Origin of the sequence: Nitratireductor mangrovi (genome assembly GCF_007922615.2) — a bacterium.
Lineage (GTDB): Bacteria > Pseudomonadota > Alphaproteobacteria > Rhizobiales > Rhizobiaceae > Mangrovimarina > Mangrovimarina mangrovi.
In genome coordinates this window covers 1,140,071-1,165,597 of record NZ_CP042301.2, presented here as the reverse complement: position 1 = coordinate 1,165,597, position 25,527 = coordinate 1,140,071, and the positions used below count along the sequence as shown (strand labels likewise).

At 62.9% G+C, this 25,527-nt stretch carries 27 protein-coding genes and 1 pseudogene; 12 read left to right on the top strand and 16 right to left on the bottom strand.

Features of this window, described 5'->3' with window-relative positions; translation table 11 throughout:
- Positions 1 to 21: 21 nt before the first annotated feature.
- Entirely contained in the window at positions 22 to 1,419 is a 1,398-nt protein-coding gene (locus FQ775_RS05700) for a pentapeptide repeat-containing protein (RefSeq protein WP_146297732.1), read from the top strand.
- 99 nt (positions 1,420 to 1,518) lie between these two features.
- On the opposite strand, the gene FQ775_RS05695 is transcribed toward FQ775_RS05700, so the two are convergent.
- The 11 genes and pseudogenes from FQ775_RS05695 to FQ775_RS05645 all read right to left on the bottom strand — a co-directional run.
- Positions 1,519 to 2,169 carry a DUF3164 family protein gene (locus FQ775_RS05695; RefSeq protein WP_146297733.1) on the bottom strand — a complete coding sequence of 217 codons (651 nt, stop codon included), beginning with the start codon at positions 2,167 to 2,169 and terminating at the stop codon, positions 1,519 to 1,521.
- Positions 2,150 to 2,785 (bottom strand): helix-turn-helix domain-containing protein, encoded by a 636-nt coding sequence (locus FQ775_RS05690; RefSeq protein ID WP_146297734.1) that lies wholly within the window; start codon positions 2,783 to 2,785, stop codon positions 2,150 to 2,152. Before FQ775_RS05690 ends, FQ775_RS05695 begins: the two co-directional genes overlap by 20 nt.
- Positions 2,782 to 3,099, bottom strand: coding sequence for a hypothetical protein (locus FQ775_RS05685; protein WP_146297735.1), 318 nt, complete (start codon positions 3,097 to 3,099; stop codon positions 2,782 to 2,784). Before FQ775_RS05685 ends, FQ775_RS05690 begins: the two co-directional genes overlap by 4 nt.
- 23 nt (positions 3,100 to 3,122) lie before the next feature.
- Positions 3,123 to 3,509, bottom strand: a complete 387-nt coding sequence (locus FQ775_RS05680) for a transcriptional regulator (RefSeq protein ID WP_146297736.1) — start codon at positions 3,507 to 3,509, stop codon at positions 3,123 to 3,125.
- Positions 3,506 to 4,147, bottom strand: coding sequence for a hypothetical protein (locus tag FQ775_RS05675; RefSeq protein ID WP_146297737.1), 642 nt, complete (start codon positions 4,145 to 4,147; stop codon positions 3,506 to 3,508). The genes FQ775_RS05680 and FQ775_RS05675 overlap by 4 nt, the downstream gene beginning before the upstream one ends.
- Entirely contained in the window at positions 4,147 to 4,899 is a 753-nt protein-coding gene (locus FQ775_RS05670; protein ID WP_167812774.1) for an AAA family ATPase, read from the bottom strand. The genes FQ775_RS05675 and FQ775_RS05670 overlap by 1 nt, the downstream gene beginning before the upstream one ends.
- A 38-nt stretch (positions 4,900 to 4,937) precedes the next feature.
- Positions 4,938 to 7,130, bottom strand: coding sequence for a DDE-type integrase/transposase/recombinase (locus tag FQ775_RS05665; RefSeq protein WP_146297739.1), 2,193 nt, complete (start codon positions 7,128 to 7,130; stop codon positions 4,938 to 4,940).
- A complete protein-coding gene (locus tag FQ775_RS05660; RefSeq protein ID WP_146297740.1) occupies positions 7,127 to 7,435 on the bottom strand; it encodes a helix-turn-helix domain-containing protein in 309 nt (102 codons plus the stop codon). The genes FQ775_RS05665 and FQ775_RS05660 overlap by 4 nt, the downstream gene beginning before the upstream one ends.
- A 109-nt stretch (positions 7,436 to 7,544) precedes the next feature.
- Positions 7,545 to 7,790: a hypothetical protein gene (locus tag FQ775_RS05655; protein WP_146297741.1), complete on the bottom strand. Its 246-nt coding sequence runs from the start codon at positions 7,788 to 7,790 to the stop codon at positions 7,545 to 7,547.
- 109 nt (positions 7,791 to 7,899) lie between these two features.
- Entirely contained in the window at positions 7,900 to 8,373 is a 474-nt protein-coding gene (locus FQ775_RS05650; RefSeq protein ID WP_146297742.1) for a hypothetical protein, read from the bottom strand.
- A pseudogene (locus FQ775_RS05645) lies at positions 8,370 to 9,200 on the bottom strand (ParB/RepB/Spo0J family partition protein); the annotation flags it as partial. The gene FQ775_RS05650 and the pseudogene FQ775_RS05645, both read right to left, overlap by 4 nt.
- A gap of 201 nt (positions 9,201 to 9,401) precedes the next feature.
- On the opposite strand from FQ775_RS05645, the gene FQ775_RS05640 reads away from it, so the two are divergent.
- Positions 9,402 to 9,788 carry a hypothetical protein gene (locus tag FQ775_RS05640; RefSeq protein WP_146297744.1) on the top strand — a complete coding sequence of 129 codons (387 nt, stop codon included), beginning with the start codon at positions 9,402 to 9,404 and terminating at the stop codon, positions 9,786 to 9,788.
- A gap of 9 nt (positions 9,789 to 9,797) precedes the next feature.
- Here FQ775_RS05640 and FQ775_RS05635 read toward each other — a convergent pair whose 3' ends face one another.
- Positions 9,798 to 10,091, bottom strand: a complete 294-nt coding sequence (locus tag FQ775_RS05635; RefSeq protein WP_167812773.1) for a helix-turn-helix domain-containing protein — start codon at positions 10,089 to 10,091, stop codon at positions 9,798 to 9,800.
- Positions 10,092 to 10,229: 138 nt separating this feature from the next.
- On the opposite strand from FQ775_RS05635, the gene FQ775_RS24100 reads away from it, so the two are divergent.
- The 4 genes from FQ775_RS24100 to FQ775_RS05615 all read left to right on the top strand — a co-directional run bounded on the left by FQ775_RS24100 (position 10,230) and on the right by FQ775_RS05615 (position 11,894).
- On the top strand, positions 10,230 to 10,904 hold the full coding sequence (locus FQ775_RS24100; protein ID WP_146297746.1) for an XRE family transcriptional regulator: 675 nt from the start codon (positions 10,230 to 10,232) through the stop codon (positions 10,902 to 10,904).
- Positions 10,901 to 11,188 (top strand): hypothetical protein, encoded by a 288-nt coding sequence (locus FQ775_RS05625; RefSeq protein WP_146297747.1) that lies wholly within the window; start codon positions 10,901 to 10,903, stop codon positions 11,186 to 11,188. The genes FQ775_RS24100 and FQ775_RS05625 overlap by 4 nt, the downstream gene beginning before the upstream one ends.
- 121 nt (positions 11,189 to 11,309) lie before the next feature.
- A complete protein-coding gene (locus FQ775_RS05620) occupies positions 11,310 to 11,609 on the top strand; it encodes a hypothetical protein (protein ID WP_146297748.1) in 300 nt (99 codons plus the stop codon).
- 6 nt (positions 11,610 to 11,615) lie between these two features.
- Complete coding sequence (locus FQ775_RS05615) at positions 11,616 to 11,894, top strand: hypothetical protein (RefSeq protein ID WP_146297749.1); 279 nt, start codon at positions 11,616 to 11,618, stop codon at positions 11,892 to 11,894.
- Between the two features lie 571 nt (positions 11,895 to 12,465).
- Here FQ775_RS05615 and FQ775_RS05610 read toward each other — a convergent pair.
- The 3 genes from FQ775_RS05610 to FQ775_RS05600 all read right to left on the bottom strand — a co-directional run bounded on the left by FQ775_RS05610 (position 12,466) and on the right by FQ775_RS05600 (position 16,993).
- Positions 12,466 to 13,983 (bottom strand): sensor histidine kinase, encoded by a 1,518-nt coding sequence (locus tag FQ775_RS05610; protein WP_146297750.1) that lies wholly within the window; start codon positions 13,981 to 13,983, stop codon positions 12,466 to 12,468.
- Between the two features lie 369 nt (positions 13,984 to 14,352).
- Entirely contained in the window at positions 14,353 to 15,102 is a 750-nt protein-coding gene (locus FQ775_RS05605) for an FkbM family methyltransferase (protein WP_146297751.1), read from the bottom strand.
- Positions 15,103 to 15,283: 181 nt separating this feature from the next.
- Complete coding sequence (locus FQ775_RS05600; protein ID WP_167812771.1) at positions 15,284 to 16,993, bottom strand: calcium-binding protein; 1,710 nt, start codon at positions 16,991 to 16,993, stop codon at positions 15,284 to 15,286.
- Between the two features lie 459 nt (positions 16,994 to 17,452).
- On the opposite strand from FQ775_RS05600, the gene FQ775_RS05595 reads away from it, so the two are divergent.
- The gene (locus tag FQ775_RS05595) at positions 17,453 to 18,298 is read left to right on the top strand and encodes a polysaccharide deacetylase family protein (RefSeq protein WP_146298437.1); all 846 of its coding nucleotides are present in this window, start codon (positions 17,453 to 17,455) and stop codon (positions 18,296 to 18,298) included.
- A gap of 3 nt (positions 18,299 to 18,301) precedes the next feature.
- Here FQ775_RS05595 and FQ775_RS05590 read toward each other — a convergent pair whose 3' ends face one another.
- Positions 18,302 to 20,155: a L,D-transpeptidase family protein gene (locus FQ775_RS05590; RefSeq protein WP_246730273.1), complete on the bottom strand. Its 1,854-nt coding sequence runs from the start codon at positions 20,153 to 20,155 to the stop codon at positions 18,302 to 18,304.
- Between the two features lie 305 nt (positions 20,156 to 20,460).
- On the opposite strand from FQ775_RS05590, the gene FQ775_RS05585 reads away from it, so the two are divergent.
- The 5 genes from FQ775_RS05585 to dgt all read left to right on the top strand — a co-directional run bounded on the left by FQ775_RS05585 (position 20,461) and on the right by dgt (position 25,482).
- The gene (locus FQ775_RS05585; RefSeq protein ID WP_146298436.1) at positions 20,461 to 22,080 is read left to right on the top strand and encodes a fumarate hydratase; all 1,620 of its coding nucleotides are present in this window, start codon (positions 20,461 to 20,463) and stop codon (positions 22,078 to 22,080) included.
- A 129-nt stretch (positions 22,081 to 22,209) separates the two neighbouring features.
- A complete protein-coding gene (locus FQ775_RS05580) occupies positions 22,210 to 22,833 on the top strand; it encodes a L,D-transpeptidase (RefSeq protein WP_146298435.1) in 624 nt (207 codons plus the stop codon).
- A 51-nt stretch (positions 22,834 to 22,884) separates the two neighbouring features.
- Positions 22,885 to 23,280, top strand: coding sequence for a rhodanese-like domain-containing protein (locus FQ775_RS05575; protein ID WP_146298434.1), 396 nt, complete (start codon positions 22,885 to 22,887; stop codon positions 23,278 to 23,280).
- A 222-nt stretch (positions 23,281 to 23,502) separates the two neighbouring features.
- Complete coding sequence (locus FQ775_RS05570) at positions 23,503 to 23,970, top strand: hypothetical protein (RefSeq protein ID WP_246730272.1); 468 nt, start codon at positions 23,503 to 23,505, stop codon at positions 23,968 to 23,970.
- 72 nt (positions 23,971 to 24,042) lie between these two features.
- Positions 24,043 to 25,482 carry a dGTP triphosphohydrolase gene (gene dgt / locus FQ775_RS05565; protein WP_146298432.1) on the top strand — a complete coding sequence of 480 codons (1,440 nt, stop codon included), beginning with the start codon at positions 24,043 to 24,045 and terminating at the stop codon, positions 25,480 to 25,482.
- Positions 25,483 to 25,527: the final 45 nt, after the last annotated feature.

Genomic DNA, 25,527 nt, shown 5'->3' with positions numbered 1-25,527 from the left:
GCTTCCGGGTAGATCCTGCGGTTGACCATCGCGATACAGATCGCCAATTTCTCCTGTGGAAGCGTGGGTTCTGGGAGGTATATCGTAGTGATTAGCCCCGAAAAATTTAGAAACGGCAAATCTGGCCCCACTCCGTCGCCGACAACCCAGTCTTGGATAGCCGTTTTGCAGCCAATTCGTGCAGTACTTCTCTTGATCGTGGTTTTTGGAGAATTCTTGCGAAGACTTGATCAGTTCGTTGGGCGATTCTTGCGACGGGCAACTGGAAGTGGCTTCGTACGGTTGTTCGGTATCGTGTTGGCCACGGCCACTTTTTTGTCTGTTGTTCTCGCCTCTTATCAAGTTCTCCAAGAAATCTCCGACCGCACGGACGAAAGAAGGCGTGAGCGATGGGAGGTGATCCGTCAGCTGAGGGTAGATGCAGCAAGCCCCGTCCTCGATCCAGAGACGCGGGGATCCGCGTTGACCCATCTTGTCCGTTTGACCGGCTCCATACGCCACTTGGTCATAAGCTGTGAAAAGACCGGCGTAGTGCTGGACGGGGAATGCACCCGCCAACCCGAGCTTACGTTTGTTCAATTCGCTCCATCGATTGAGAGAAATCCGACAATCGTCGCCCTCGTTTTCGACGAAGTCGCGAAGTGGTTGGTGGGCGCTCCGACGGCCCCCGATTGCGGTCAAATGATGCGGTTCGGGACACCTGGTATCTACGAGAACGAGGCATGCTATTTCGGCTCCTGGAAGTCTGACGACACATTGACAGACGTTTTTGATCTTGGTGGACGTGCAAGAGTAAGTTACGACACTTGGAACGCCGAATTTAGCAATGTACACTTTCACCTTCTCAATGCAGACAACGCTGTATTGAATGGAATGACCCTTCGTAACTCTCGTTTCGAATGGAGTGACTTTCACAACGCAGTAATAGGCACTGAATTGGATGAAACTGATATGAGAGGAATGCGATTTGAGAAAACTGATCTCTCGCACGCGGGGTTGCAAGGATACCTTGACGGATTGTCCGTGCACGATTCTAATTTGACTGGAACCGGAATTCGCTTCGTAGTGGATTCCTCGAAAGAGAAGCCCAGTTATTCTCTCACGGGTAGTTGGGCTTGGGCCGACTACCCTCCTATCGTCTACGCAGATCGCGCAAACATCACCCGCGAGGCGCTGGCCCAAATTCAGCTCTGTGATCCTCGATATCGAGAGTCCTGGGAGACTGCTAAGAATGATGGCATTCCAGCTTGGCGGGCCACCTTTAGCGACAACCGGGGAAACGATTTCCCTTCCCTCAATTTGGATAAGATACCCGAAGGACGTCACAACGAAGGAGTATGTCCGGCGTTGTCTCTGGAGGCCGCGGAGAGGGAATTCCCAGAAGCGTATAGGCGCGTTTTCGACTTTCAACCCAGCTGAAGCGGCGGACACGGCGGAGCATTGTAGCAACAGCCTTCTCGGCAAAATGTCGCGCACAAATACATTCTCGTCTGTTGTCGCATCGCTCATCCCCGCCTCCTATGCCTTGGCCAAATCGATGGTGATGGCTTCCCAGGCCGCGTCGATCGCCGGGCGCCGGTAGCAGCGGACATAGGTTTTCGAGCCGACAACGCGCATGGCGGCGCGGATCGCTTCCATGGCGCGGCCCCAGCGCTCGTCCTCGATCTCCAGCCGCAACAGCATGAAGATCTCGGCGCGGTTGATCTGGCCCTCCTTGTCCGTGTTGAAGGCCCGCGTCACGATCGCCCGGATTTCCGGCCGGCTGTCGGCCGACCACTCGTTGAGGCACTCGTCGATCAGCGCCTTGGCGGTCTGCAGTTGCGGGCCGAAATCGATCGTGTCCTGGACCTGGACCTGCACCTTCATCAGACCGTCGAAGGTCATGAAGGTCTTGTTCCCCTTCCGGCCGCCCTTCGCCGCTTCGTATTCCTGGGCCAGCAGCGCCTCGAAGGCCGAGAGATCGTCGAAGGTGTGCGCCTTGAAGCGCGCAATCTGTGCCGAAAGCTCGGCGGCGTAGCCGATGACCTTGCGAACCGTCTCGTCTTCCAGCCTGTGGGCCGCCTTGATCGTCTCGACCGGCACCAGGTTGCCCTTGGCGTCGGGCATGTAGGTCTTGCCGTTCACCACCACTTCGCCGCTCGGGCGCTCTTCAAGAATGACAGCGTCCATCTGTCGTCTCCTCTTCTTCGGGGGTTTCGCCGCGCAGCGCGGCCATTTCGTCGAGGATGGCGGTCTCCAGCGCAGCGATCCGCGCGCTTGTCGCGTCCTCCTCCTCCATCAGTGCGGACGTCATCACTTCGTCGCTGGTGATCGCGATCACGCGTTCGCGTAGCCGGATCGCCTCCTCGGCCGCCTGGGCGATTTCCCACAGGTCGAGCATGGTCCCGGCCAGCGCCGAGACCTCCATCACCGAGGCGCTCATGGCCCGCCGGACCGGGTCCGCTGCGATCCGGCGGGCCAGCGGCAGGACGTCGATGCCGCCGAGCGCCTCGATCCGCTCGCGGAACTCGACGTTCCTGGCGATCGCCTTGACGAGCGCCTTCAGTTTGGGATCGGCGCGGATCTCCGCCTCGATCTTTTCGACCGCGTAGATCACCGTGGTGTGGTCGCGGTTGAAGGCCTTGCCGATCACTTCCATCGAATGCGGCGTCGTCTTGCGGGCCACATACATCGCGACATGGCGAGCGATCCGGACCGGCGTGGTGCGGTTGTCAGCGACGATGTCGCGGGCGTCGAACCCGAAATTGAGCGCTGTCAGCGCGATGATTTCCCGGATGGCGATCACGAGAGCGTCTCCGGGCGGCCGTCCGAGAACGGGCGTTCAAGGCCGGGCAGCAGCGTGACGTTGGAGCCCGGCTCGGCAACGGCGGCGAGGATCGCCGCGGTCTCACGCTCGCGCTCTTCGCGCTCGGTCGCGGCAAGGCCGTTCCAGATGTTGCGGCTCACCCGGTGTTCGAGGGCCAGCGCGAGGTCGCCGAAATGGCGGATGCGCTGCATCAGCTTCTCGACATTGGGACCGTCGAGCACAACGCCGCCAGACGCAAACTCCGAAAGGTCGCTCGCCAGTTCGCGCAGGCTGTCGGAGAGCTCATAGGACATTGTTCTCGGGGACTCCTTGGCCATCAGCGGACTCCGTTCTTGATGCGTGCGTGGGGACAGCCCGCGCGGCAGGCGCGGTACATTTGCAGGCGGCGCGATGACGTCGCCGCGAACGGCTTCTTCTGCCAGTCGAGGCAGACATCGCGGCCGATCGCGCCGAGCACCGGACAGTCCACGACCACGCCCATCAGCGCTCCGCGGACCTTCTCTTCGACCCGCGCCAGGTCGCCGCCGCCATAGCGATTGGCGATCACCATCGAGACGGTCGAAGCCGAGTAGCCGATGCGGCCGGCAGCCGCCCGCTGGCCTTCCCGGTCGGCGAGATCGGCGAGTTCGCGCACCCAGTCCGGCGGTTCGCCCCAGGCGGTCACGGCCTTGTCGACCATGCTGATCCGGTCCGGGGCGCTCATCGGGCATCCTCCTCGGCGATCACGTCGCCGGTGACGCGCTCCCGGTTCTGGTCGTAGACGAGCTTTGCGCGTAGCAGTTTGGGCGGCAGCGGGCCGGAGTTCATCGCCGGGCGCAGCCGCCAGCGCGCCGGCCGGCCGGGTCCGCCGGCATCGAGCTTCTGCAGATAGCCGGCGCGCGACAGCTGCTGGATGAAGCTCTTGGCGGTGTTGTCGGCGATCTCCAGATCGTCGGTGGAGCCGAGCGCGATGAGGTCGCGATAGGTGAAGCCGGCGCGGCCGGCCGTGCCGCGCATGATGTTCCACATCTGCTGCTGGGCCGAACGCTGCCGCGTCTGCGTTCCGTCCCTGCTCACGATCGGAGTCGCTTCGGGCGACTTCGCCAATTGCCAGAGAGTTTCCTGGCGGCCGTTGGCGGCCTTCTGCCGCTCGCCCGTGTCGGCGACGATGCCGGCGAGGTGCAGACGGCGAAGGAAGGTCGTGATCGTGCCGGTATGTGGCTCTTGCGAGCAGGCCGAGACCGCCGAGGCGCTGAAGGTGCGGCCGTCCGCGCCGAGCGTGCGGATGACCTTCCAGAAATGATCCTGCCCGCGCAGCAGCGGCTCCACCCCGGAAACGACGAGCTTGAGGTCGGTCGGCATCAGGCGGCTCCCGTGCGGCGTCTCGGCAGCGCGCCGGTCACGATGCGGCCGCGATAGGAAGCAAGGTCGAGGCTCTCGGCGCCGTGGTTCACCGCCCAGGTCGCGGCCGACTGCAGCGTCGAGACGATACGCCGCGCCCGCCCGCCGGTCTCGCGGGCAAAGGCCTCCAGAAGGTCGTCGGCGATCGGCAGCTTCGGGTGGTAGAGCTTCGCCAGCACTCGCGTGTCTTCGAGGTCGCAGGGCTGCGCCAGCACCCGCTCAAGCACCAGATTGTCCGTGTTCTCATAGGCCGAGAGCTGGATCGGCAGCTGTTCCTCGCCGACCAGCAGGATCGGGATATGGGCGAGCTTGTTGATCTGGCGGATCAGCTCGACCATGCCGCGCGCGATCGCCGTGTGCGCCTCGTCGATGATCAGGAGCCGCGACGGGTCGTCGGCCAACCGCTCGACGATCTCGTCCATCATGTCTGAGAGCGTGCCGCGCGGCTGCTGCACGCCGAGCTCGCGCAGCAGCGACCAGCAGAATTTCTTGCGGGTCCAACTGTCGAAGACCTCGATCATGATGGCGCCGGTCTTGTTCTGCGAATAGGCCGCCGCCATCGTCTTGCCGTAGCCGGAATGGCCGGAAAACACGCCGATGTTCGGCACGTGCGCGGGGGCCGTGATCAGGCTTTCGACGAGGCCGCGGCAGGCGGCGACGTTCTTGATCGGTGCGGTTGAGCCGTCGCTGACGGCATGGAAGGGTGCATTCATTCTTCGTCTCTCGTGGTCGGGTTGCCCCTCGGGGCTCATCAGAGGCTCATGGCCTCGCCGAACTCGTCGAACATGGAACGCAGGGCCCGATACTCCGGGCCGGACTGGTAGCCGCCGAGCCAGACCGCCTCTTCCGGGGCAACAGGCTCGCCGGCCGCGATCCGGCGCTCGATGTCGAGCGCGCGGCGGAACCGTTGGTGCTGTGTCTCTTCCTTGCGCAGCGGCGTGACGACCGCCTTCAAGGCGGGCGCCTCCTGCTCGGCCAGCATTTCGCGGTGGAGTTCGGCCGCCCGCTCGTCGAGCGCCGGGGTCGCCCGGCGCGGCGTCATTGCATCGAGGGCTGCCGCGATTTGCGGCGTCGAGTGTTCGACAGAACGCTGCGGCAGTGGGATGATGTTTTCCTGCTCTGCCGCGCGTTTGGCGGCGTCCTTCGCGGCGACATTGAGGGCCTTTTCTATCAGCGCCGGCCCCTTGGCGATGCGCTTCATCTCGGCCCGGATGTCCCGCGTCTTCTCCTTGAGGATTTCGGCGTGCATTTCCTTGGTCGCGCGTGTCAGCGCGGCGGCCGAAACGCCGGCCAGCTCGGGGCAGATCGCTTCGCCGAGGAAGGTTCCGCCGTCCGGCTCGAAGGCGAAGGCGCGGCCGAGGTCGTTCGGGTCCATGCGCACGAACACGTCCGTGCCCGGCAGGATGGTCGGCGTCTGGTAGTGGTGATGGTCGATCCGGATGCCAAATTTCGTCACCCGCCGCTGGCCGTTGCCGCCCGCGACCGGCATCAGCAGTAGGTCGAGCGCGCGCTCGTCGACGGCGCGGCGCGGGCGCTGTGAGGCAGCGGCAACGTCGTGCGGCGTCCGCCTGCCGAGACCCTCGTGCGGGCGGTGCTCGTAGATCTCGGCCGCCCAGCGGTCGACCAGCCCCTGCAGCTCGGTGCCCGACAGACTGACCCCGAAGGTTTCGGCCTCTGTTTCACCGAGCCGCTCGGCGAAGGACTTGCGGCTTTCGATCGCCTTGCGGTCGGCGACCGAGTGCCCCACGAAGCCCGGCAGAAGCGCGGCGCAGTCCCGCTGGAACGTGCCGATCACGCGCTCGACATGGCCCTTCTGCTGCGGCTGGTAGGCGTCGGAGACTTCGGCCTCGATGTCGAGCGAGGCGAACAGGCGCTGGGTGTCGCGCGCCACAAAATCCGTGCCGTTGTCCGTCTTGATGACGTCCGGCGTGCCCCAGGCGAGAATGGCTTTGCGGATCAAAAGCGCGACAGCCGAGGCGCGCGGCGTGCGCGACACCTGCCAGACGGTCCGCCGCGTCGCGATGTCGATGCAGCCATAGATCGAATGCCGGCCGTCCGTGCAGAGCGCGTCGACTGGCGACGCGTCGATCTGCCAGAGCTGGTTCGGCTCGCTGATGTGCCGCAGCGCGCCGCGGCCCGCCGGCGCCATCGTCGAGCGGTAAAGGTCGGGATTGGTCAGCTTGGTGAGCGCGACCTCGTTGCTGGCCTTGAGCTGCTTCAGCGCGTGCTGGAACGTCCGCGTCGGCGGTATCGCCATGCTCTTTTCAACACCCCTTGAAACGACCTTGATCGTGTCGCCGAACGTGTCCCGGCATTGGGTGCGGACCTGCTCGGCCGAAAGGTGTGGCTGCTGTGCGATCAGTCCGAGGATGAAGGTACGGACCTGGCCGTCATTCGCGCGGTCCAGCACACCGGTCCCTTTGCGCGACGCGCCCCGGTCGAAGGCGAGCCTGTCGCCGCGGCCGTCGCGCCGGGCCGAGCGCCAGCGCAGGAGCGAGCGCTTCGAGACGGTCGGGATCGTCTCGCGCACCCACTCCTCGACCGCGATCGACCCGGCATTGTACTTGTCGGTGAAGACCTGCAGATGCGTTGCCGCGCCGAGATTGAGGCCGCGCGTGAAGCGATGATAGGCGGCGACGATCGCCAGCCGCGCGTCCCGCTGCTGCCGGGCCTGGCCGGAGAGTTGGTCAGGCCGCGCGGTGTCGGCGCTCTCTTCCGCCGCGCCGACCGTCATGTATCGCTGCGCATAGGTGATCTGCGCCAGGATGGGCAGGAGGTGGATATGGTATTCGGTGCCGCCGCCGCGCCCGCTGCGTTCGCGAGCGAGAGCCGGATTGTCGTACCAGCGCTTCCTCTCGGCCAGTTCGTTGACGCCCCGCTTGGTTGAAGGCACCTCCGGAAGCGCCTCCTCGGCGATCTCGCGCGCGGTCAGCCACTCCTTCATCGGTCGGCCCTTTCGACCAGCCGGTAGCCGGCGCGGTTGTGGTTTTCGATCGCCAGGCCGATCGCGGAGAGCTTCCGGCGCAGGACGAAGATGACACGCCGCGCCGGCGTCCGGCCGCCGATCAGGGCCTGCAGCCTGGCCGCCGTCATCGGTCGCGGTGCCGAGCCCTGCAGGGCCTGCATCACGATCAGCTCGCGCGCCCCGAGGTGCAGCGCCTGGCCGCCGCGATAGACCATGCCTTCGGTGGGATCGAACGTGGTCTCGGAGGGCAGCGGCTGGCCGCAATGCGGGCAAATCTCGCTCATGCGCCGCCCCCGATGTGCATAAGTGCTGCCAGGGTCGCGGTTGCCATGGTCGCAATCAGCAACCCCATCGCCAGCGAGGCGAGAAACGGAATCACGGGACGCCGGGCGTTCACGATAGCGCGGCCTCCTTGACCTGGATCAGCCTCACCGCGCGTCCGACATAGCCGTCGAGCTGTTCGCGCATGTAGCGCTGCTCCTCGGGGTCGTCGCAGCGCAGCGTCTTGGTCTTCCATCGGAAGAGCCACGCGGTTTCCTTCTCCGGCAGCATGAAGAAGTGGTCGACGCAGAAGATCGCTGTCGCGCCCGCCGGAACTTCGTTGATGCAGCCCGGTACCGGGCAGGTGCGCCTGGTCATGTGAGCCTCCCGAGGATCAGGATCGAAAGCACAACGACGCCGATGAGCATCGCCGCCGCGATGGTCGTCGCCGGCAGGCCGGGCATCGGTGGTCGCGGCTGGAAACGGTTCATCGCGAGGCCCTCCAGCGCATCTCGGCTGCCTGTCGGCGTCGTACGGCTTCCTGCTCGCGCTCTTCCCAAAGATGCGCCTCGATCAACGAGGCGTAGCGTTCGGGAACCACGGCGAAGCCGAACAGCTCCGGCACAAAGCCGAGCAAGTCCTTGGCTTCCGTCGCTTCGATCAGCGCCACGAAAGCGTCGAGCGGGATGCGATGCTCCTCGCTGGCCTCCGCCGCCCACTTGTTGAGCATGGCTTCCGAGACCGGCCGGTCGAGATAGGCCGACATGCATCTGGCGATGTCGGCACGGGCCTTCCCGTCCTCGTCGCGCGCGTCGCGCAGCGCCCGGCTGACCAGGCGTGCGATCCGGCTGTCCAGCCGCCCGCGGCCGGCGACGTCGGGCGCATAACCGACCGCCACCTGCGGCGGCTCCCAATCGGTCGCGAACAGGTCGCTGGTATGCGGATCGCGGCGGCGCTTCATCGCGTCCCCCGTTCCGACAGCCAGCGTGTGATCGCGGCTTCGTGCAGCTCGAAGAACCGGCTTTGCTCGGATGGTTTGAGGCGTGAGAACGCTGTCGAGAGCTTCTGCCAGCGCGGTGCGCTGGATCGTGGTGCAGTCCTGTCGATCAGCGCGATCGCCTCGCCGACCGTGGCCGCCTTGGGCGGATCGCCTGTCAGCAGCGCGGCGATCTGTTCCTGGCGTTCCGGCGCCTCGCCGGCCAGGAGCAGCAGTTCCGACTGGTTGTCGGCGATGGCATGCAGTGCGATCCGGTCGCGCACGGCGGCCGGAATGCGGGCGATCCGTAGGGCGCGAAAAATGCTGTCGCGTCTGACGCCAAGCGTCTTCTGTGCGACCTCGGAAAAAAGAGTCGCAAACTTGCGACTCTTTTCTTCGTCGTCGGCATCCGTCCGCTTTTTCGGCCGTCCGCGCCCCGCGATCGTGTTGGTCGCTTCGTAGACCTCGCGCCAGCGCGCGATGTCGACCGAGCGGTCGAGCACCGAGAGTTCGCGCCGTGCCAGGTTCTCCGTGATCTCGCGCAGCGTGACCTCGAACTCGTTGGCAAACGCCTCGGCGTCTTTCACCATGCCGCGAATGGTCGCGAACCCTGCCTGGCGCGCAGCCGCCAGCCGGTGCGCGCCGAAGACTAGCCGGTAGCCTTCGCTCTCCGCGATCACCTCGATCGCCTGTTTCTGGCCCTGTTCCGCAATCAGCCAGGCCAGCGTCTCGACCCAGTCGGGGTCGAGGCGCCGCCGGCCGGCCGGTACGCGGATTTGATCGACGGGCAGCTCTTGCTCGCTCACGTTGCGCGGCTCGCTCTTGTCAGGAGATTGGCTGTTTGGGGACGGATCGCGCCGCCTTGGCGCCGTATACTGTCAATTACGCTCGGTGCTTTTTGACTGGTCGCTGCAGGACGGCTCTGCTTCCCTTCGCCCGTAACGAGTCGCCGGGCGGCGCGCCAACGCCGCCCGACGCTGATCATCCCCTCGCAACTTGCCCCGGAGGAGACGATGACGGTTGAGGACAAGGACCGCCTCAAAAACCTTGAGACCCGCATTTGGGCGCTCGAACTGCTGCTGGAGGCAGCGCTCGGCAAGCTGATCGCTGACAGCGGCGTCTTCGCCGCGCATGCCGGCGACATCCACGATGTCGGCGACATGAGCGACGCCGAGGTCGCCGCGAGCCTGGCCGGTTCGCCGATCACGCCGGATCGCCTTCGCAGCCTGAGCCGGCACATGGAGCAAACCGTGAAGGCCGCTCGCCGTCAGGCGCTGGTGTTTCCGCAGCAGTGGCGGCGCGCCCGCAAGCCTCGGGCCAAATCTCGCGCTCCCATGCCAGCTTCTCCAGTATCCGCTCGACGAGCGAATACGGACGATTCCGGCGCGGAAACGGAATGATGGTGGCGCTCATGCCGCGCGCACCTTCCTGCGCCGCTCGCTCATCGTCGGCAGGCTTTTGTAGTTCGACAGCGGCTGCGGGTTCAGGCGCTCGCCATCCGCGTCGTAGCGCTCCGGCCACAGCGCTGTCGGCGCCATGTCCAGCACCTCGCACAGCGCCGCCTCCCCCTTCGGGTTCGGCTCGCGCATCGTTCGCCAGGCCGTGCCGGTCGGCAGTCGGAAATGCTCGTCGATATCCTTGAACTTCAGGCCGCGGACATAGAGCGCGTCCCTGATCTTGGCCGAGCGTTGGATCGGGTCCATACTGCCTCCTGTGAAGGGAGGCCCTGCCCGGCCTCCCTTCTTTCGGTGAATCACTTCCATGTTGGCGGAAGCAGAGGGGAGAATATACACGATTGCGGTTTTGTAAAGCGTTAACGCCGCGAACGTGTATCTATCGGAATGGGAAGACCTGCAAAAACCTCACCCGGCTTGGGCGAGCGCCTAAAGTCCCTGCGCCAGGGGAAGACGCGCACTGAGTTCGCGTCGATCATTGGTGTCCATGAGAACACCCTCGGAGGTTACGAGAGGGGAGAGCGGAGCCCAGAATGGGGTTTTCTTACACAATTGCGAGAAACGACAGGCGTCGATCTTAACTGGTTGGTTGAAGGAAACGGGACGCACCCCATTCAACGCGGCGATTCGGGAGCAGGCGGCGGATTTCTGCCAATTCCGAAGCTCGATGTTCGGCCGAGCGCAGGGCCTGGCGCCTTGGTCCCGCAGCCCCTTCCAAATGACGACGAAGTCGTGGCGTTTCGCGAGGACTGGTTGCGTCGTATCGGCGTCAGCCCCCGTTTCGCCAGGTTGATGTTCGCCCGCGGCGACTCCATGCACGACACCATCAGCGACGGCGACATGATGATCGTCGACGTCTCCATCCGCGAAATTGTCGACGAGGGCGTTTATGTGGTCGTCTATGGCGGGCTCGTCATCGTAAAGCGCGTGCAGCTGCTGCGCACTGGCGGCATCGTTCTGAAGAGTGACAACCCGCGTTACGAGCCTGAGACGGTACCAGTCGACGAGCAGCCCGAACTGATCGTCGAGGGCCGCGTCAGATGGGTAGGAGGTGAACTGTGAACGCTGTCCTGAAAATCCTGGTGGCCGCTGCCTGTTGCATCGTCATCGCGGTCGGCGGGCTATATCTCTGGAGGCAGTGGGAGGCAAAGCAGGCCGCAAAAGCCGAGGCGGCAATGCTACAGGAAGCGCGGTCCGAGTTGTTTCGTCTTTCGGAGGCAAAACCGGATGAGACCGACAAGGTGAGGCGGGTTTGCGAACTGGTCGATGACAACTGGCGGGCGGTCGATTCGGAGGACTATGCGCGCAAGGTGGTGAACACCTGTCGCCGCCTCGGATTTCTATGAACTTGCGCTGATCTCGACCCGCCGTTGACAATACGGGAATCGTTGGAACAAAATAGGAACATCCATAGAGGAGGTTCCTATGCATGGTCGCGCCAGAAGCGCCTGGCCGGACGATCCGTCCGTGCCCGAGGCGGACGAGTTCATCGTGTTCCCGCCCGACGAACCCTGCTTCCGGTCCGACGCGGCGCTGCGCCAGCTTCGGAGCTACCTGGCGGGCCGCTTCCCGCTTCACGGATTCGCGGTTGACGCCGCGACGGTGAAGGGCAGCGATGAGTTCCTGGTCTTCCCCGTCATGGGCACGATCGACAACGACACCGGTCGAGGCCGGCTGAAACGCCCGCCATCGCCGCTGCTCCTGGCCGAGATCGGCGCCGCGCTTCGCGCCTTTGAGCCGGCGCTCGCGGGCAACACCTTGCACTGAACGAGAATGGTCCTTCGCCGCGAATGCACCGCCGGCGCCGCGCCGGTCGCTTTGGCCTGGTGCGGGACCGAGGAGCCGAAGGCCGATGATGGCGATTTCATCGCCTACGACGGTTCCCTCGCTGTCGGCCGCGTTTACATCTTCCGGACGCCAGATCGCGGCGTCGAATGGCGATGGTTTGCCTGGTTTCCGTGCACGCCCAACAGCGGCCTCTGTCGCTCGCGGCGCGAGGCTTTCGTCACCCTTGAGGATGCCTTCAACCTCTGGCGCGCCAGGACCGCCTGAATGTCGGATACGGATTTCCCACTTCCGTCCAACCGGGGAAGCGCGCGCTACGGGGAAAAACCTTGAAAAGCCAAGCGCTTACGCTGAAAACTGGCTCGGCTGCGGAAGTGGGAACTCATTTCCCACTTCGCGATTTCGCCCGTTTGCGCCTATGCCATTGTTTTCCCTGCAGGAAGCGCCGTTTGCCGGTGCCATTCGAACTTGCGCGGCCGGGCCGTTTTCGGCCCGTTAGTGCCATTCGAACTTGCGTGGCCTCGGTCCCCGTCAGGCCTCCGATCTCCGCCGCGCGTTCCCGCCACCTGTTTGAAAAGATTGCCGAAAATCAGTTCGTCCCGCCGTTTCCCGGCGATTCCCACCTTTTCCCGGCCAGTGCCATCTGAACTTGCGCGTTACACCATCGATGCCGTGGAGCGCGCTACTTTGAATGGCATCGGCACGTAGCCGACCAAAACCCAACTCTGACGGCTACTCGTGATCGATGGGCCGAAGATGCCTTCCCCGTTTCCCACAGGCCGCGTCCACCAGGCGCAACATCGCATTGGCCCGCGAAAGGAAGGCGCCGTCCGGCTTACTAAACCTCCGGATCAACCTCGGCGAAAGCACTCTTGGGTAGCAAAATCTCGCATATCAGCCCCTCAGGCTGATACTTCCATTGCGCCGTACCGCCGAGCGCGTGCGCCAAGGCCTTTTCGATCATCAGCGAACCGAAGCCCGTCGTCTGCGGCGGCCTTACGGTCGGGCCACCGCGCTCTGTCCACGTCAGGCAGAAATTTGCCTGTGACCCGGTGCCGCGGAATCCCCATTCGACCGTGACGATACCGTCCGAGCTCTTGAGCGCCCCATACTTCAGGGCATTTGTGCACAATTCGTGGATAGCCATCGCGAACGGAAGCGTGATCGCGGCAGGCAGGGTGACAGGCGGCCCCTTTACCCGAAACCGGTCCGAGGTTCCGGTGAAGGGCTGTATGGCCAACTGATCGAGCAATGTCTTAAGATCAACCCCCGCCCAACTGGCCTTCGTCAGCAGCGATTGCACCTCGCCGAGAGCAGTGAGGCGTTTCTCGAAATCCCGATAATGCTCCCGATCCACGTGCGGCCGCAGCGAGGTGCTCGCTACCGATCTGACTACGGCCATGGAGTTCTTGACGCGATGTACGAGCTCTCGCAGCAAAAGCTCGCGTTGCTCATTTGTGTTGTTTCGTTCGACGGCGAGCACAGCAATCTTGGTCAGCAGATTGACGATCTCGATTTCCGAGGATTGGGGTGCATGCGGTTGCCGGTGGTACACGGCGAAGGTGCCCAGGACAGTGCCTGATGGCGTCTTGAACGGCGTCGACCAGCACGCGCGCAATCCATGTTCGTCGGCGAGAGAACGGAAATCCTTCCACAGCGGATCGGTCTGAATGTCGCTGACATAGACCGGCTCACCACGGTAGGCTGCTGTGCCGCATGAACCAACCGCCGGGCCGATATCCAGGCCGTCTATTGCCTCATTGTAGGCTTTGGGGAGCCTCGGTGCTGCGCAATGCCTGAGCTTCTTTTCCTTGGCGTCGAGCAGAAGCACGGACGCAAGGACCTGATGATCGAGATATCTTTCGATGGTTTCGGCGATGCCTCTCATTGTCTCCACGAGCGGCCGGTCTTCGGCAATCATCGCGAGCACCGAATTTTCAGCCTCCATGAGCTCCTGCTGTCGGGCAAGCGTGATTTCCTTCTGCTGAACATTTCGCAACAGGCGCCGGTACTCGTCGGCGATCCAGATGATCAACCCGCTGGTTGCGATGAATTGAAATATTCCTCCCCATCCGAATGCGGACGGGACCTGGGGAGCAATCATCAGCACGGAAGTGAGCAATCCGGCTGCCGCAGCAAAAACGCCCGCGGCGGAGCCGGCCAGGATCGACGTGACCACGATGGCCACCAGGAAGGCAGCAAAGGGAGGCGTCGAGGGGTCGAACAAACCCAGGACCCACCTGACCGCCAAGGCTACAGCGACAGAAGCTGTCGCGAGCGCGAATGCCTGGAGGCTACGTGGTTCGACTGAAACCGCCGGAAACCGCTGAAAGGCGCGCGTGCCGGGCCGGGGCATCGTTATTCTCCTCCAGCCGTCACACTATCATCAACGAGAACCGCGCGCGACCTTGGCAAAGCCCCTATGCCGCGCCATCTAGCGCAATTGGACAGTCCGCGCCAGTACCCCTCACGTTACGCTGCGTTCGCTGCCACCCGGACGAGGGTGGTCGCTGATCGGCGAATGCCTCCGTCGTCTTCCCAGTAGCGGTGCGCCCGCTTTCGCAGCGAGCGCGCGGACGATTCCGCCTTGGCTCGCCAGCGGTTTCCGAGGCATTCACGGCCCCGGACAACTCGAGAGGCGGCCGTCGGCGCCTGCTCTTACGGATTCGTTCTCGCGGCCGGCAAGGCTGCCGGCCGCAGGTCACGATCAGGGCTCGGCCGGCGTTCAGACCGTGCCGGCACGGCTCATCACCACGACGTCGCCGCGCCTGTCGATCTCGACAAGACCGCGTTCGTGGAAGGCCGCCAGAAACGCAGCCTCGCTGCCGCCCTCGGCCGCGAAGGCCGCCGGGTGGATTTCGACGATGGCGATCTCGACCTTTGCCAGCATGTCCGGCTCGTGCCGGATGATCTGGTACTCGCCGCCCTCGATGTCGCTGACCAGGGCAAAGCGCTCCGGCGCGCCCAGACGCTGATGGAGCGCCGACAGGCTGACCGTATCGACCTCGATTTCCTCGCCGCGGCGGCCGGTGCCGGACAGCGCATTGGAATGGACGTCGGGTCCGAGCGTGAAGGATGCCCTGGCCGCGCCATAGTAAAGCGCGGCATTCACGACATCGGTGGCGCCGTCTTCGGCGTCGCGGGTGGCGTTCTTGCGGCAGGTTTCGACGATGCGCGGGTTGGCCTCCACCACGAGATGACGGGTGCGGGCATCGAGGCGCGAGCGGATCAGCCGCGAAACGACGCCGAGCGAGCCGCCAAGCTCGATGACGGGAAGATGGGCCGGCAGGTGCGCGAGGATCATGTCGGCCTCGTCGCGCTCGTATTTACCGCGCATCAGCGCGTTGCAGACGCCAAGGCCGGCGCTGAGCGGGCATTCGACCTCCAGGCCACGGTAGTTGTAGAGGTCGCCATTGGTCCTTACATGGCGGCCAACGCGAATGCGCCTGAAAAAGTCCCTGAATGCGTTTCTCACGCCACTATCCGCTGAAACAAAGAGCCCACTCCGCCCGCTACATACGCAGCCGCCGGCAAACGCGCCAGCGCGGTTGCCCCCGGATAGCCTGCCGGGCGCCGCGCGTCCACCAGATGGCGGCGATCGCCGGCGGAGACGGAGAGTGCCGGCTGGCGCCGGCACTCTCGCGGGCCAAGCCCGCTCAGCCGATGAAGATCAGATTGTTCTGAACATTGGCGATGTCGACTGCGTTCTCCACGGTCGCGATCACGTTGTTGTTGGAACTCAGTCGAATCTGGATGTCGTTGCCGAGATCGTTGAAGTTGTAGTCCGAGCTGAATCCGCTCACCACGATCTTGTCCTGAAACGGCGAGAAGTCCTTGATGATCGCCTCCCCGGATCCGGTATAGAATTTCACGTCCTCGTTGCCGAGATAGAAGAAATCCTGTCCCGCGCCTCCGTAGTAGGTGTCGGACGTGCCCGAAAGCCCGAACCGGTCCGGCCCGAACAGGATGTCATTGCCGTCGCCGCCGTAGAGCGTGTCGGCGGAAAGATCGCCGACGAGGAAGTCGTCGCCGGCGCCTCCGAACAGATTGTCGAGCCCGTTTTCGGCCTGCAGGATGTCGTTGCCGTCACCGCCTTCCATGATGACGTTGTCGTCGCCGATCAGGATGTCGTCGCCGGCGCCGCCGCGCAGATGATGAAAGCCGAAGGCACCGCCGACGAGATAGTCATTGCCCTCATCTCCGTCGATGAAATCCATGCCGGTGCCCGCGCTGATGCTGTCGTCGCCGGCGCCGCCGCGGATATAGTCGTCACCCGAGCCGCCGAGGATCCGGTCGTTGCCGGCATCGCCGAACAGCGAATTGTTGCCCTCGCCGCCGTCGATGCGGTCGTCGCCGGTGCCGCCGAAGATCGTATCGTCCTGATCGGCGCCGAGCAGGAAGTCGTCGCCGCCCTGCCCCCAGATGCGGTCATTGCCGTTCTGCCCGTCGATGAAATCGGCGCCGTTGGTGCCGAGGATGGTTTGCGCGCTTGCCGTACCGGCACGCACATTAGCCACGATCAGTTCTTCGGTGGCGACGTCGCGAAGCAGCAGTTCGAGCTGGCCGTCGCCGTCGAAATCGCCGGCGTTGAGGCCAAGCAGGCCAAGAAACTGATTCGAGTAGATGACCCGGCCCGTATCGACGATGCCATTGGTAAAAACGACCTCGAAACTGCCCAGCCCCGATCCTTCGTTGTCGACGAACAGGAAGTCGCGCTCACCGTCGCCGTCGAAATCGCCGTCCCTGACGAATTCCCTGCCGGCTCCGACGGTAAAGGTGTCGCTGAGCGAATGCACACCGTCGGTGTAGCGCGCGATATTGAACTGGTTGGCCGAGGTGTCGAACCAGAGGCTTGAGAAGGTCCTAAACCCGGCGCCATCGAAGACGCTCAGCAAGGTGTCGTTGGTGGCATAGCTGGAGGCAAAGCTGCTGGTGCCCGCGACCGAGGCGCCGTTCATCTGGAAGACCAGCAGGTTGGCGTTGGAGTTGATGAAATAGACGATGTCATCCTTGCCGTCGCCGTTGAGATCGGTCGCCGCACGGGCATCGGCGACCGAGGAGGCTGAGGCGGAGTTGGCAATCGCTCCGGTGCTGCTCAGAAGCACCTTGTTGGTGCCGACAGCCTGATCGCGCAGATAGGGGTCGGCGCGGCCGTCACCGTCGAAATCACCGACCACGGCGACTTTGTGCTTGCTGACCGAGGGCAGGACGCTGGTTGCGACCGTAGTGGCACCATCCTGTTGCCAGAGCACCAGCGACTGGTTGTTGATGTTCTGCCAGAGAATGTCGCCGAAGGGCGCGCCGTTGATGTGCAGCGTCGAGGCGATCCGCCAGGTGCCGTCGGTAAAGTTGGGTGTCGTGACCATGATGTCCTCCTGCGTTGGATCAACGCCGGAGGTTGCCGCTACCGCCGGCACGTCGCCAGAATACAGGAGTGAGTCATCGGGCGGGGATAGCCGCTTAAAGTTTAGTATACTTTTTTACTTATTTCGTATTCACGAGTTTACATAATTTATGCCCTATGTTTAGTTTCCTCGATGAAAATCTAATTTTTCTAAGAGCTTTAATTCTATCATATAAGATGCGCTTCGCATTCGTATATCATATCATGTCTTTATGAGCGTTTGTATGTTTTTCACTGATCAGGCATTTCAATATTCGGACGCGAAGATGGGTATCTAATCGAAGCCTCGATGCAGGCCAACGGTAACATAAGGAGCAACTGACGGCTTCGTGAACAAGTCGGTTAACGAACTGCGACTATTAGCAGGTTCTTAACCATGCGCGGTTAGGCTGCCGAAGGTTTCGTCTGTTCGGGTGGTGTCATGCGTTGCGTGTTTGGTACGGCGGTCCTGTTTTCGGCCGCGCTTTTTCTGTCAGCCTGCGCCAATGCGCCCAAGAAGCTGGCCGGCGATGACGGACCGGCACTGGCCTTTGCAGAGGAGCAGCAGGCCGGACCTGCCGACATCAGCCCGCAGGTCGCGATGCTGCGCCCCGACCAGTTGCCGCTCGTCTCGGGCGGCCTCGCCGGCCGCACGATCCGCGTCAGCCGCATCTCCGACATCGCGTTGAGGCCCGGCGAAGTGGTGCTCACCTTCGACGACGGCCCGATCCCCGGCCGCACCGACAGGGTGCTGGAGGTGCTCGACCGTTTCGGCGTCAAGGCGACCTTCCTGATGGTCGGTCAGATGGCAAAGGCCTATCCGGGGACCGCCCGCAAGGTGGCCGCGCGCGGCCACACCATCGGCACGCATACGCAAGGCCACGCCAATCTGGCAGGCCTTGGCCACGCCGCGGCGGTAATCGAGATCGACAAGGGGCGCGCCAGTGTTGCCGCCGCGCTCGGCGGACATCGCGCCGCACCGTTCTTCCGCTTTCCCTATCTGGCCTCGACGGCCGCCTTGCGCAGCCATCTCGCCGCGCGCGGTATCGTGGTGATCGACGCCAACATCGATTCCAAGGACTATTTCAAGTCAAGCCCAGCGGCGATCCGTGCCCGCACCATGGCGCGTCTTGCCGGGCAACGCTCTGGCATCATCCTGTTGCACGACATCCATGCCCGCACGGCGACCATGCTGCCGGGTCTGCTCGCCGACCTCAAGGCCGGCGGCTACAAGGTGGTGCATCTGGTGCCGGGGTCGCGCGACCTCTTGGTCGCCGCTGTCGAATAGGCCTCAGCCGGCCGGCTTGCGCACGGCGTCGATCGCCTCGAACGCCTTCTTCAGCCGGTCGTCGCGTCCGTAGATGTCGTCGGAATAGGTCACAGTACCGGCATCGTCGGGCCAGGCGGTGAAATAGGCGACATAGACCGGAATGTTGCGGGTGATCTTTTCGGAGGAGTGGCCGGCACCGATCTTGGCGGCGACATAGTCGACCGGCTTGGCAAGCACCGCGGCGGCCATGCCGCGCGGGTCGGCAAGGCGCACGCAGCCATGGCTGAAGGCGCGCACGTCGCGCTCGAACAGGCTCTTCGACGGCGTGTCGTGCATGTAGATGGCGTGCTTGTTGGGGAACAGGATCTTCAATTCGCCGAGCGCGTTGCGCTCGCTGGGGCGCTGGCGGACGTTGAACGGCACCTTGCCGCCGTAGCGGCCCCAGTTGATCGACGACGACGAGATGCGCCGGCCGCGCGCATCCGTCACCTCGTAGCCGGCACGGTCGAGATAGCCCGGATCGTTGTAAAGCCGCGGCAGCATCTCGTTGACGATGATCGACTGCGGCACCCCCCAATAGGGGTTGTAGTCGATCTGCTCGATCACGTCGTGGAAGAAGCTGGTCTGGTTGGTGGTCTTGCCGACCACGACGCGCATCGACAGCCGATCCTCGCCGCCCTCGAAATAGGTCGCGGTGAACGCCGGCTGGTTGATGAAGACGCGCGGGCTGCCGAGTTCGGAGGGATGCCAGCGCAGACGCTCGAGCGCGTATTCGACCTTGTCGATGCGCGCCGCCTTCGATTCGCCGGCGAAGGCTCCGACCGTGCGCGGGCCTATGATGCCGTCGGCCTGCAAGCCCTTGAATTTCTGCGCCGCCTTGACCAGCGGCGCCAGTTCCTGCGCGTATTCCTCGCTCGCCGCGTGGACCTCGAGCAACTCCTTGAACTCCGTCCGGAAGGCGTCGTCGGTCTCGCGCGCGAACAGCTTGAGCATGTTGGGAAATTCGGGGCTCGACTGGCCCGGCCGCAGGAACAGCTTCGGATCGACGACGATGTCGTTTTCCGCGCTCGCCCGGAGCGCTTCAAGCTCGACACGCAGGGCGGCGTAGCGCTCGTTCTGGGGATGGCGCGATTCCAGATAGGTGCGCACGTCCTGGGTATGCGCCAGCCGGTCGAGCACCTTTGCCAGGTCGAGCGGCTTTGCGGGAAAATCGTGATAGCCGGAAAGCCGGTTGGGATCGATGCGGCCACGCCAGGCATCGCGGGCATAAAGCAGAACGCGCGCCGACAGCGTCATTTCGAAACGCATCAGCTCGGCGTAGCGCGCCGCGGTGTCCTCCATCGCAAATCCCGGCGCCGGCAGGCTGAGCGAATAATCGGCCGGGTCGAGCCCGTAACCCGCCGCCTCGCCCAGAACGCGCACTGCCTCAGTGGCGCGGGCGTTGGCGCTGAAGCCCGAGACCCAGATGAAACGGCGATTGTCGGCGTAATATTCGCCGAGCGCGGCGGCCACATCCTCATAGGCGCGCAGGTCGAAATCCTGAAGTCCGTCAAGAGCTTCGTCGAAGCCATTGCCGCCAAGCGACGGCGCGAAATTCACCTCCTGCCTGCCTTCGAGAATGGGTTTGAAGGAAACCTTGACCAGCGGGTCGGCTCGATAGGTGTAGTAGGACGGGGCCGAAATCTTGACGCGCTTGACGACGCGCTTCTTAGGCTGCGGCGCCGGCCGCACCTCCTCGCGCTCCTTGCGCTTGATGCCGCCGCCGAACAACCGCTCGAAAATGTTCTGGGCCTGGGCGGGTTCAGGCGCGGCGAGCACCGCCACCGCCAGAAAACATGCCGGGATCGCAAGAAACTGCCGGAAAACCGTCATCATCGCCCCATGCCCGTTCGCTCGAAAATGCTCGTCTTCCATCCGCCTTGCGGACTGGCTAACGCTAGCCGAATCGAGCCTAACGGTCGATTGCGGCATTCGCAAATCGCAGGAACGTCACCAAAGCGCGAAGGTCTCCGCGAAGTTTTTCACCCGGGGAAAGAATTTTTTGCCGGGTTTTTGCCCGTTTTCACGGAAAGCCCGGCGTTTTCCGGGAAAACCCGCGACCGAGCGCGGCGCATGGACATTTGTGCCGGCAGGGACAATAAGACGGCCAGCAACGCCCAGCCTGATGCCAGGAGTGCCCCATGGCCGATGCGGTCCTCGCAGACCTCTTTCCGCTTGCCGCCGACGAGACGCCCTACCGCAAGCTGACCTCGGAGCATGTCGGTACCGACACCTTCCGCGGCCAGGACATCCTGAGCGTCGAACCGGAGGGGTTGCGGCTCCTGTCGGAAACCGCCTTCGCCGACATCAACCATCTGCTGCGGCCCGGACACCTGAGGCAGCTGGCCGCGATCCTGGAGGACCCGGAGGCGACCGACAATGACCGCTTCGTCGCCTACGACCTTCTGAAGAACGCCAACATCGCCGCCGGCGGGGTGCTGCCGATGTGCCAGGACACCGGCACGGCGATCATCATGGGCAAGAAGGGGCGGCGGGTGTGGACCGAGGGCGGCGACGCCGATGCGCTCGGACGCGGCGTGCTCGACGCCTATGAAAGGAAGAACCTGCGCTATTCGCAGTTGGCGCCGCTGTCGATGTTCCAGGAGAAGAACACGAAAAACAACCTGCCGGCGCAAATCGAGCTCTATGAGGAGGGCGAGGACGCCTACAAGTTCCTGTTCGTGGCCAAGGGCGGCGGCTCGGCCAACAAGACCTTTCTCTACCAGGGCACGCCGTCGCTCCTGACCCATGACCGGCTGATCGACTTCCTGAAGGAAAAGATCCTGACGCTCGGCACCGCCGCCTGCCCGCCCTACCACCTGGCGATCGTCATCGGCGGTACCTCGGCCGAGATGAACCTGAAGACGGTGAAACTCGCCTCGACGCGCTATCTCGACGGCCTGCCGCGCAAGGGCAGCGAGGCCGGGCACGCCTTCCGCGATGTCGAGATGGAGGCTGAGGTGCACAGGCTGACCCAGCAGATGGGGGTCGGCGCGCAGTTCGGCGGCAAATATTTCTGCCACGACGTGCGGGTGATCCGGCTGCCGCGCCACGGCGCCTCGCTGCCGATCGGGCTCGGCGTGTCGTGCTCGGCCGACCGCCAGGCGCTCGGCAAGATCACCCGCGACGGCATCTTCCTGGAAGAACTCGAGACCAACCCGGCGCGCTACATGCCCGACATCGACGAGGAAAAGCTGACCTCGCATGTCGTGCGCATCGACCTCAACCGGCCGATGGCGGATATCCTGAAGGAACTCGGCCAGCACCCCGTCAAGACGCGGCTTTCGCTGTCGGGGCCGATCATCGTGGCGCGCGACATGGCGCATGCCAAGATTCGCGAGAGGCTCGAAAACGGCGAGCCGATGCCAGACTACCTGAAGAACCACCCGGTCTATTATGCCGGCCCGGCGAAGACGCCGGCGGGTTACGCCTCGGGCTCGTTCGGACCGACGACGGCGGGCCGCATGGACAGTTTCGTCGACCAGTTCCAGTCTTTCGGCGGCTCGATGGTGATGCTCGCCAAGGGCAACCGTTCGCGCCAGGTGCGCGAGGCCTGCGCGGCCCATGGCGGCTTCTATCTGGGCTCGATCGGCGGACCTGCGGCGCGGCTGGCGCAGGACTGCATCAAGAAGGTCGAGGTGGTGGAATATTCCGAACTCGGCATGGAGGCGGTGTGGCGCATCGAGGTCGAGGATTTCCCGGCCTTCATCGTCATCGACGACAAGGGCAACGACTTCTTCAAGGAACTCAATCTGGGGTGAGTGTCCCCTCGCGGTCTTTGTCGCAACCATGAGTGGCTCGAGCCAGACCGCTTGACGTGCACGCGAAGCCGCGCAAGATGCGTTCAGGTTCGATCGCCCCGGCGGGGGCGTTTTTTTCGGGTGGGTGACATGGCCAGACTGGGTTCGGCAATTGCGGCGGCGCTGGCCGCCTTGATGCTCGTGATCGTGCCGGCATCGCCGCTGGTGGCGCCGGCTGAAGCGGAAAGCCTGTTCGCGCGGATCATCCGCGGCGGCCAGCCGCGCATCGAGCATGGCAAGCGCAGTTCTTCGGATTCCTCGCCGATCCCGCGCGAGGTGATCCGCTATGACGGGCCGCACGGCAAGAACACGATCATCGTCAATACGTCGGAGCGGCGGCTCTACTATACGCTCGGCGACGGCCGGGCGATCAAATACGCGGTCGGCGTCGGCCGCGAGGGTTTCACCTGGGCCGGCAGCAACCGCATCTCGCGCAAGCAGGAATGGCCGGGCTGGACACCTCCGCCGCAGATGATCCGCCGCGAGGCCGCCAAGGGACGCAAGCTGCCGGCCTACATGCCCGGCGGGCCGGACAATCCGCTCGGCGCCCGCGCACTCTACATCGGCGCCACGCTTTATCGCATCCACGGCACCAACCAGCCGTGGACGATCGGCCAGGCGATGTCGTCGGGCTGCATCCGCATGGCCAATGACGACGTCACGCATCTCTACGACCAGGTCGATGTCGGCACCCGCGTCGTCGTGATACGCTGACCGGCAAGGCCGCCGCGGGCGGTCGGCGCGGACAACAATGACGGGAAGCCAATGAAAAAGGGCTACAAGGCGCTGCTCGAAGAAGCCAACGCGGAGGTCAACGCGCTGGCTCCGGCCGACGCCGCCGGGCTGCTCGGCAATGACGACGTGACCTTCATCGACCTGCGCGATCCGCGCGAACTCGACCGCGAAGGCCGTATCGCGCAAGCCAGGCACTGCCCGCGCGGCATGCTGGAATTCTGGATCGATCCCGAAAGCCCCTATCACAAGGAACTGTTCGCGACCGGCAACCACTTCGTCTTTTTCTGCGCCGGCGGCTGGCGCTCGGCGCTGGCGGCCAAGACCGCGCAGGACATGGGGCTGGAACGCGTCAGCCATGTCGAGGGCGGGTTCTCGGCCTGGAAGGAGGCCGGCCTGCCGCACGAGCCGGGCAAGCCGAAGGGCTGAGCCTCGCGTCTTCGGTCGGCCCGGCCAACGCCTTCGACCGCCTAGTTCGTAATGATGGGTCACGTGTTCGAGTCACGTAGGCGGCACCAGCCAATCAAGAATCCTCAAAGTGTGGTTCTAGGTGTGTTGTGCTACGTGAGATAGGATGCAAGTTTTGCGATATGTTCTGTAACCTGGGACCTAATCGGGGCAGGCAGTTTGAGCCGATTAAATGAAACGACCGTGGCGGATTTGCTCGCTCTTCATACGAAAATAATTGAAGAATTGAGGTCGCGTAGCATCGTCAGAAGCGCCAACAATCCCACTGGAGACTTCGCCGAGTATCTGTTCTGCCGAACATTTGGATGGCAACAAGCGCCCAATTCCGAGCGTGGTTTCGACGCCACCGGAGAAGATGGAACGCGTTACCAGATCAAAGGACGACGCATCCACAAACGTAACAAGTCACGTCAGTTATCAGCCGTCCGTGACCTTGTCGGCGGCCACTTTGACGTGCTCGCCGGGGTATTGTTTGAGGACGACTTCAATGTGATACGGGCGGCGCTCATACCTCGCTCCGTGGTCGAGCAGCAGGCAACTTATGTTCCGCACACGAACAGCAGCAAATTCATGCTGCGGGATAGTGTTTGGATGGCACAAGGCGTGCGCGATGTGACCAAAGAAATAAGAACAGCAATTCAAAAACTCTGAAGTGCCACCACTCACTTATGATACAAACCGCTGAAAGAGAACGTTTTAAGTGCATTGGCAAACGAGATTGGCATGGGCGATTTGTACAACAACAAGAGATTCTCCGAAGGTGAGCGCGTTGAAAAGACCGATGACAGCACTCGCAACGAGTTTGAGAGGGACTTCGACCGCATCCTATTTTCTGCTCCCGTGCGCCGCCTTGCCGACAAGACCCAGGTCTTTCCGTTGGAGAAGAACGATAGCGTCCGCACTAGATTGACCCATTCCCACGAGGTCGCAAATCTGTGCCGGTCTTTGGCTACTCAGATACTGCGCGAACGAAAGTGTGCGTTTGGCAACGCCCCAAACACTGAGTTTGCGCCCACTATTGCAGCGTCGGTTGGGCTTGCTCACGACCTAGGAAATCCTCCTTTTGGCCATCAAGGTGAAACGTCGATCAGCCGTTGGTTTGTCGAACGATTCGATGGAGAGGGTTGGGGTGTTCCGTTAACTGAACAGATGCGTACAGATTTTGAGCATTGGGAGGGGAACGCCCAGGCCTTTCGGCTACTGACACGATTGCAGGTGTCAAAAGGTTCCCATGGCCTCGACTTAACGTTCGCTACTCTCGCGGCGTTGATGAAATACACCGTCGGCTCTGAAAAACGAGGAAAAGAAGAGCATCCAGCTTTCAAGAAATTTGGCTATTTTGATGCAGATCGAAAAAACGCCGAGCGAGTTCTTTCGGAAGTAGGGCTAGCGCCGGGACAGCGACACCCTATCGCCTATTTGATGGAAGCTTGTGACGATATCGCCTATTCTGTCATTGACATAGAAGATGCGGTTAAGAAGCAGTTAATTTCTATAAACGATATTATTGCCGCTCTGAGACGCATTAACAATGGTCACTATGAGGATCTTGCCACTGCAATCGAAATTCGCGTTTCTGAACTTCAGAGTGAAAAGCGCAGCGTATCCGAGGTGAACGATATTGGCGCTCAGTATTATCGCACATTCGTTATCCAGACGATGGTAGTCGCAACCTCCAAGACCTTCTTGGCCCACTCAGATGCTATAATCAGTGGGAACTTTAAGCAGTCCCTCATCAAGGCGTCGGAAGCTTCGGACCTATGTAAGGCCCTGAAATCGCTTGCATCTGACCACGCGTATAACGCCCCGGCAGTAAAGGAAATTGAACTACGCGGGGATAATCTTCTCCGTTCGTTGTTGAGCTACTTCTGGCGGTCAATCGAAGAGTGCTCCCCGCTACCGTCTGAGCTTGACGGAAATGACCGCGCTGCTTTGGCTCCGCGGACGTCGACACCCTTTGGAGAGTTTGTGTTTAGTCACATCTCTCAAAACTATGTACGGTGCTATGAGTCAGATACCGCAGGCATGGGCGACGCCGCAGGAGTGCGATATCGCCAGATGCTGCTTCTGACTGATATGGTCTCTGGGATGACGGAGAATTTCGCCATTGATCTCGAGGCCAAATTTAGACAGTTGGACGATGGGCGATACGATTACCACTGACAAGCAATTGATAAGCAGAGCTCGCTCTGTCCGAAGTCGATATGT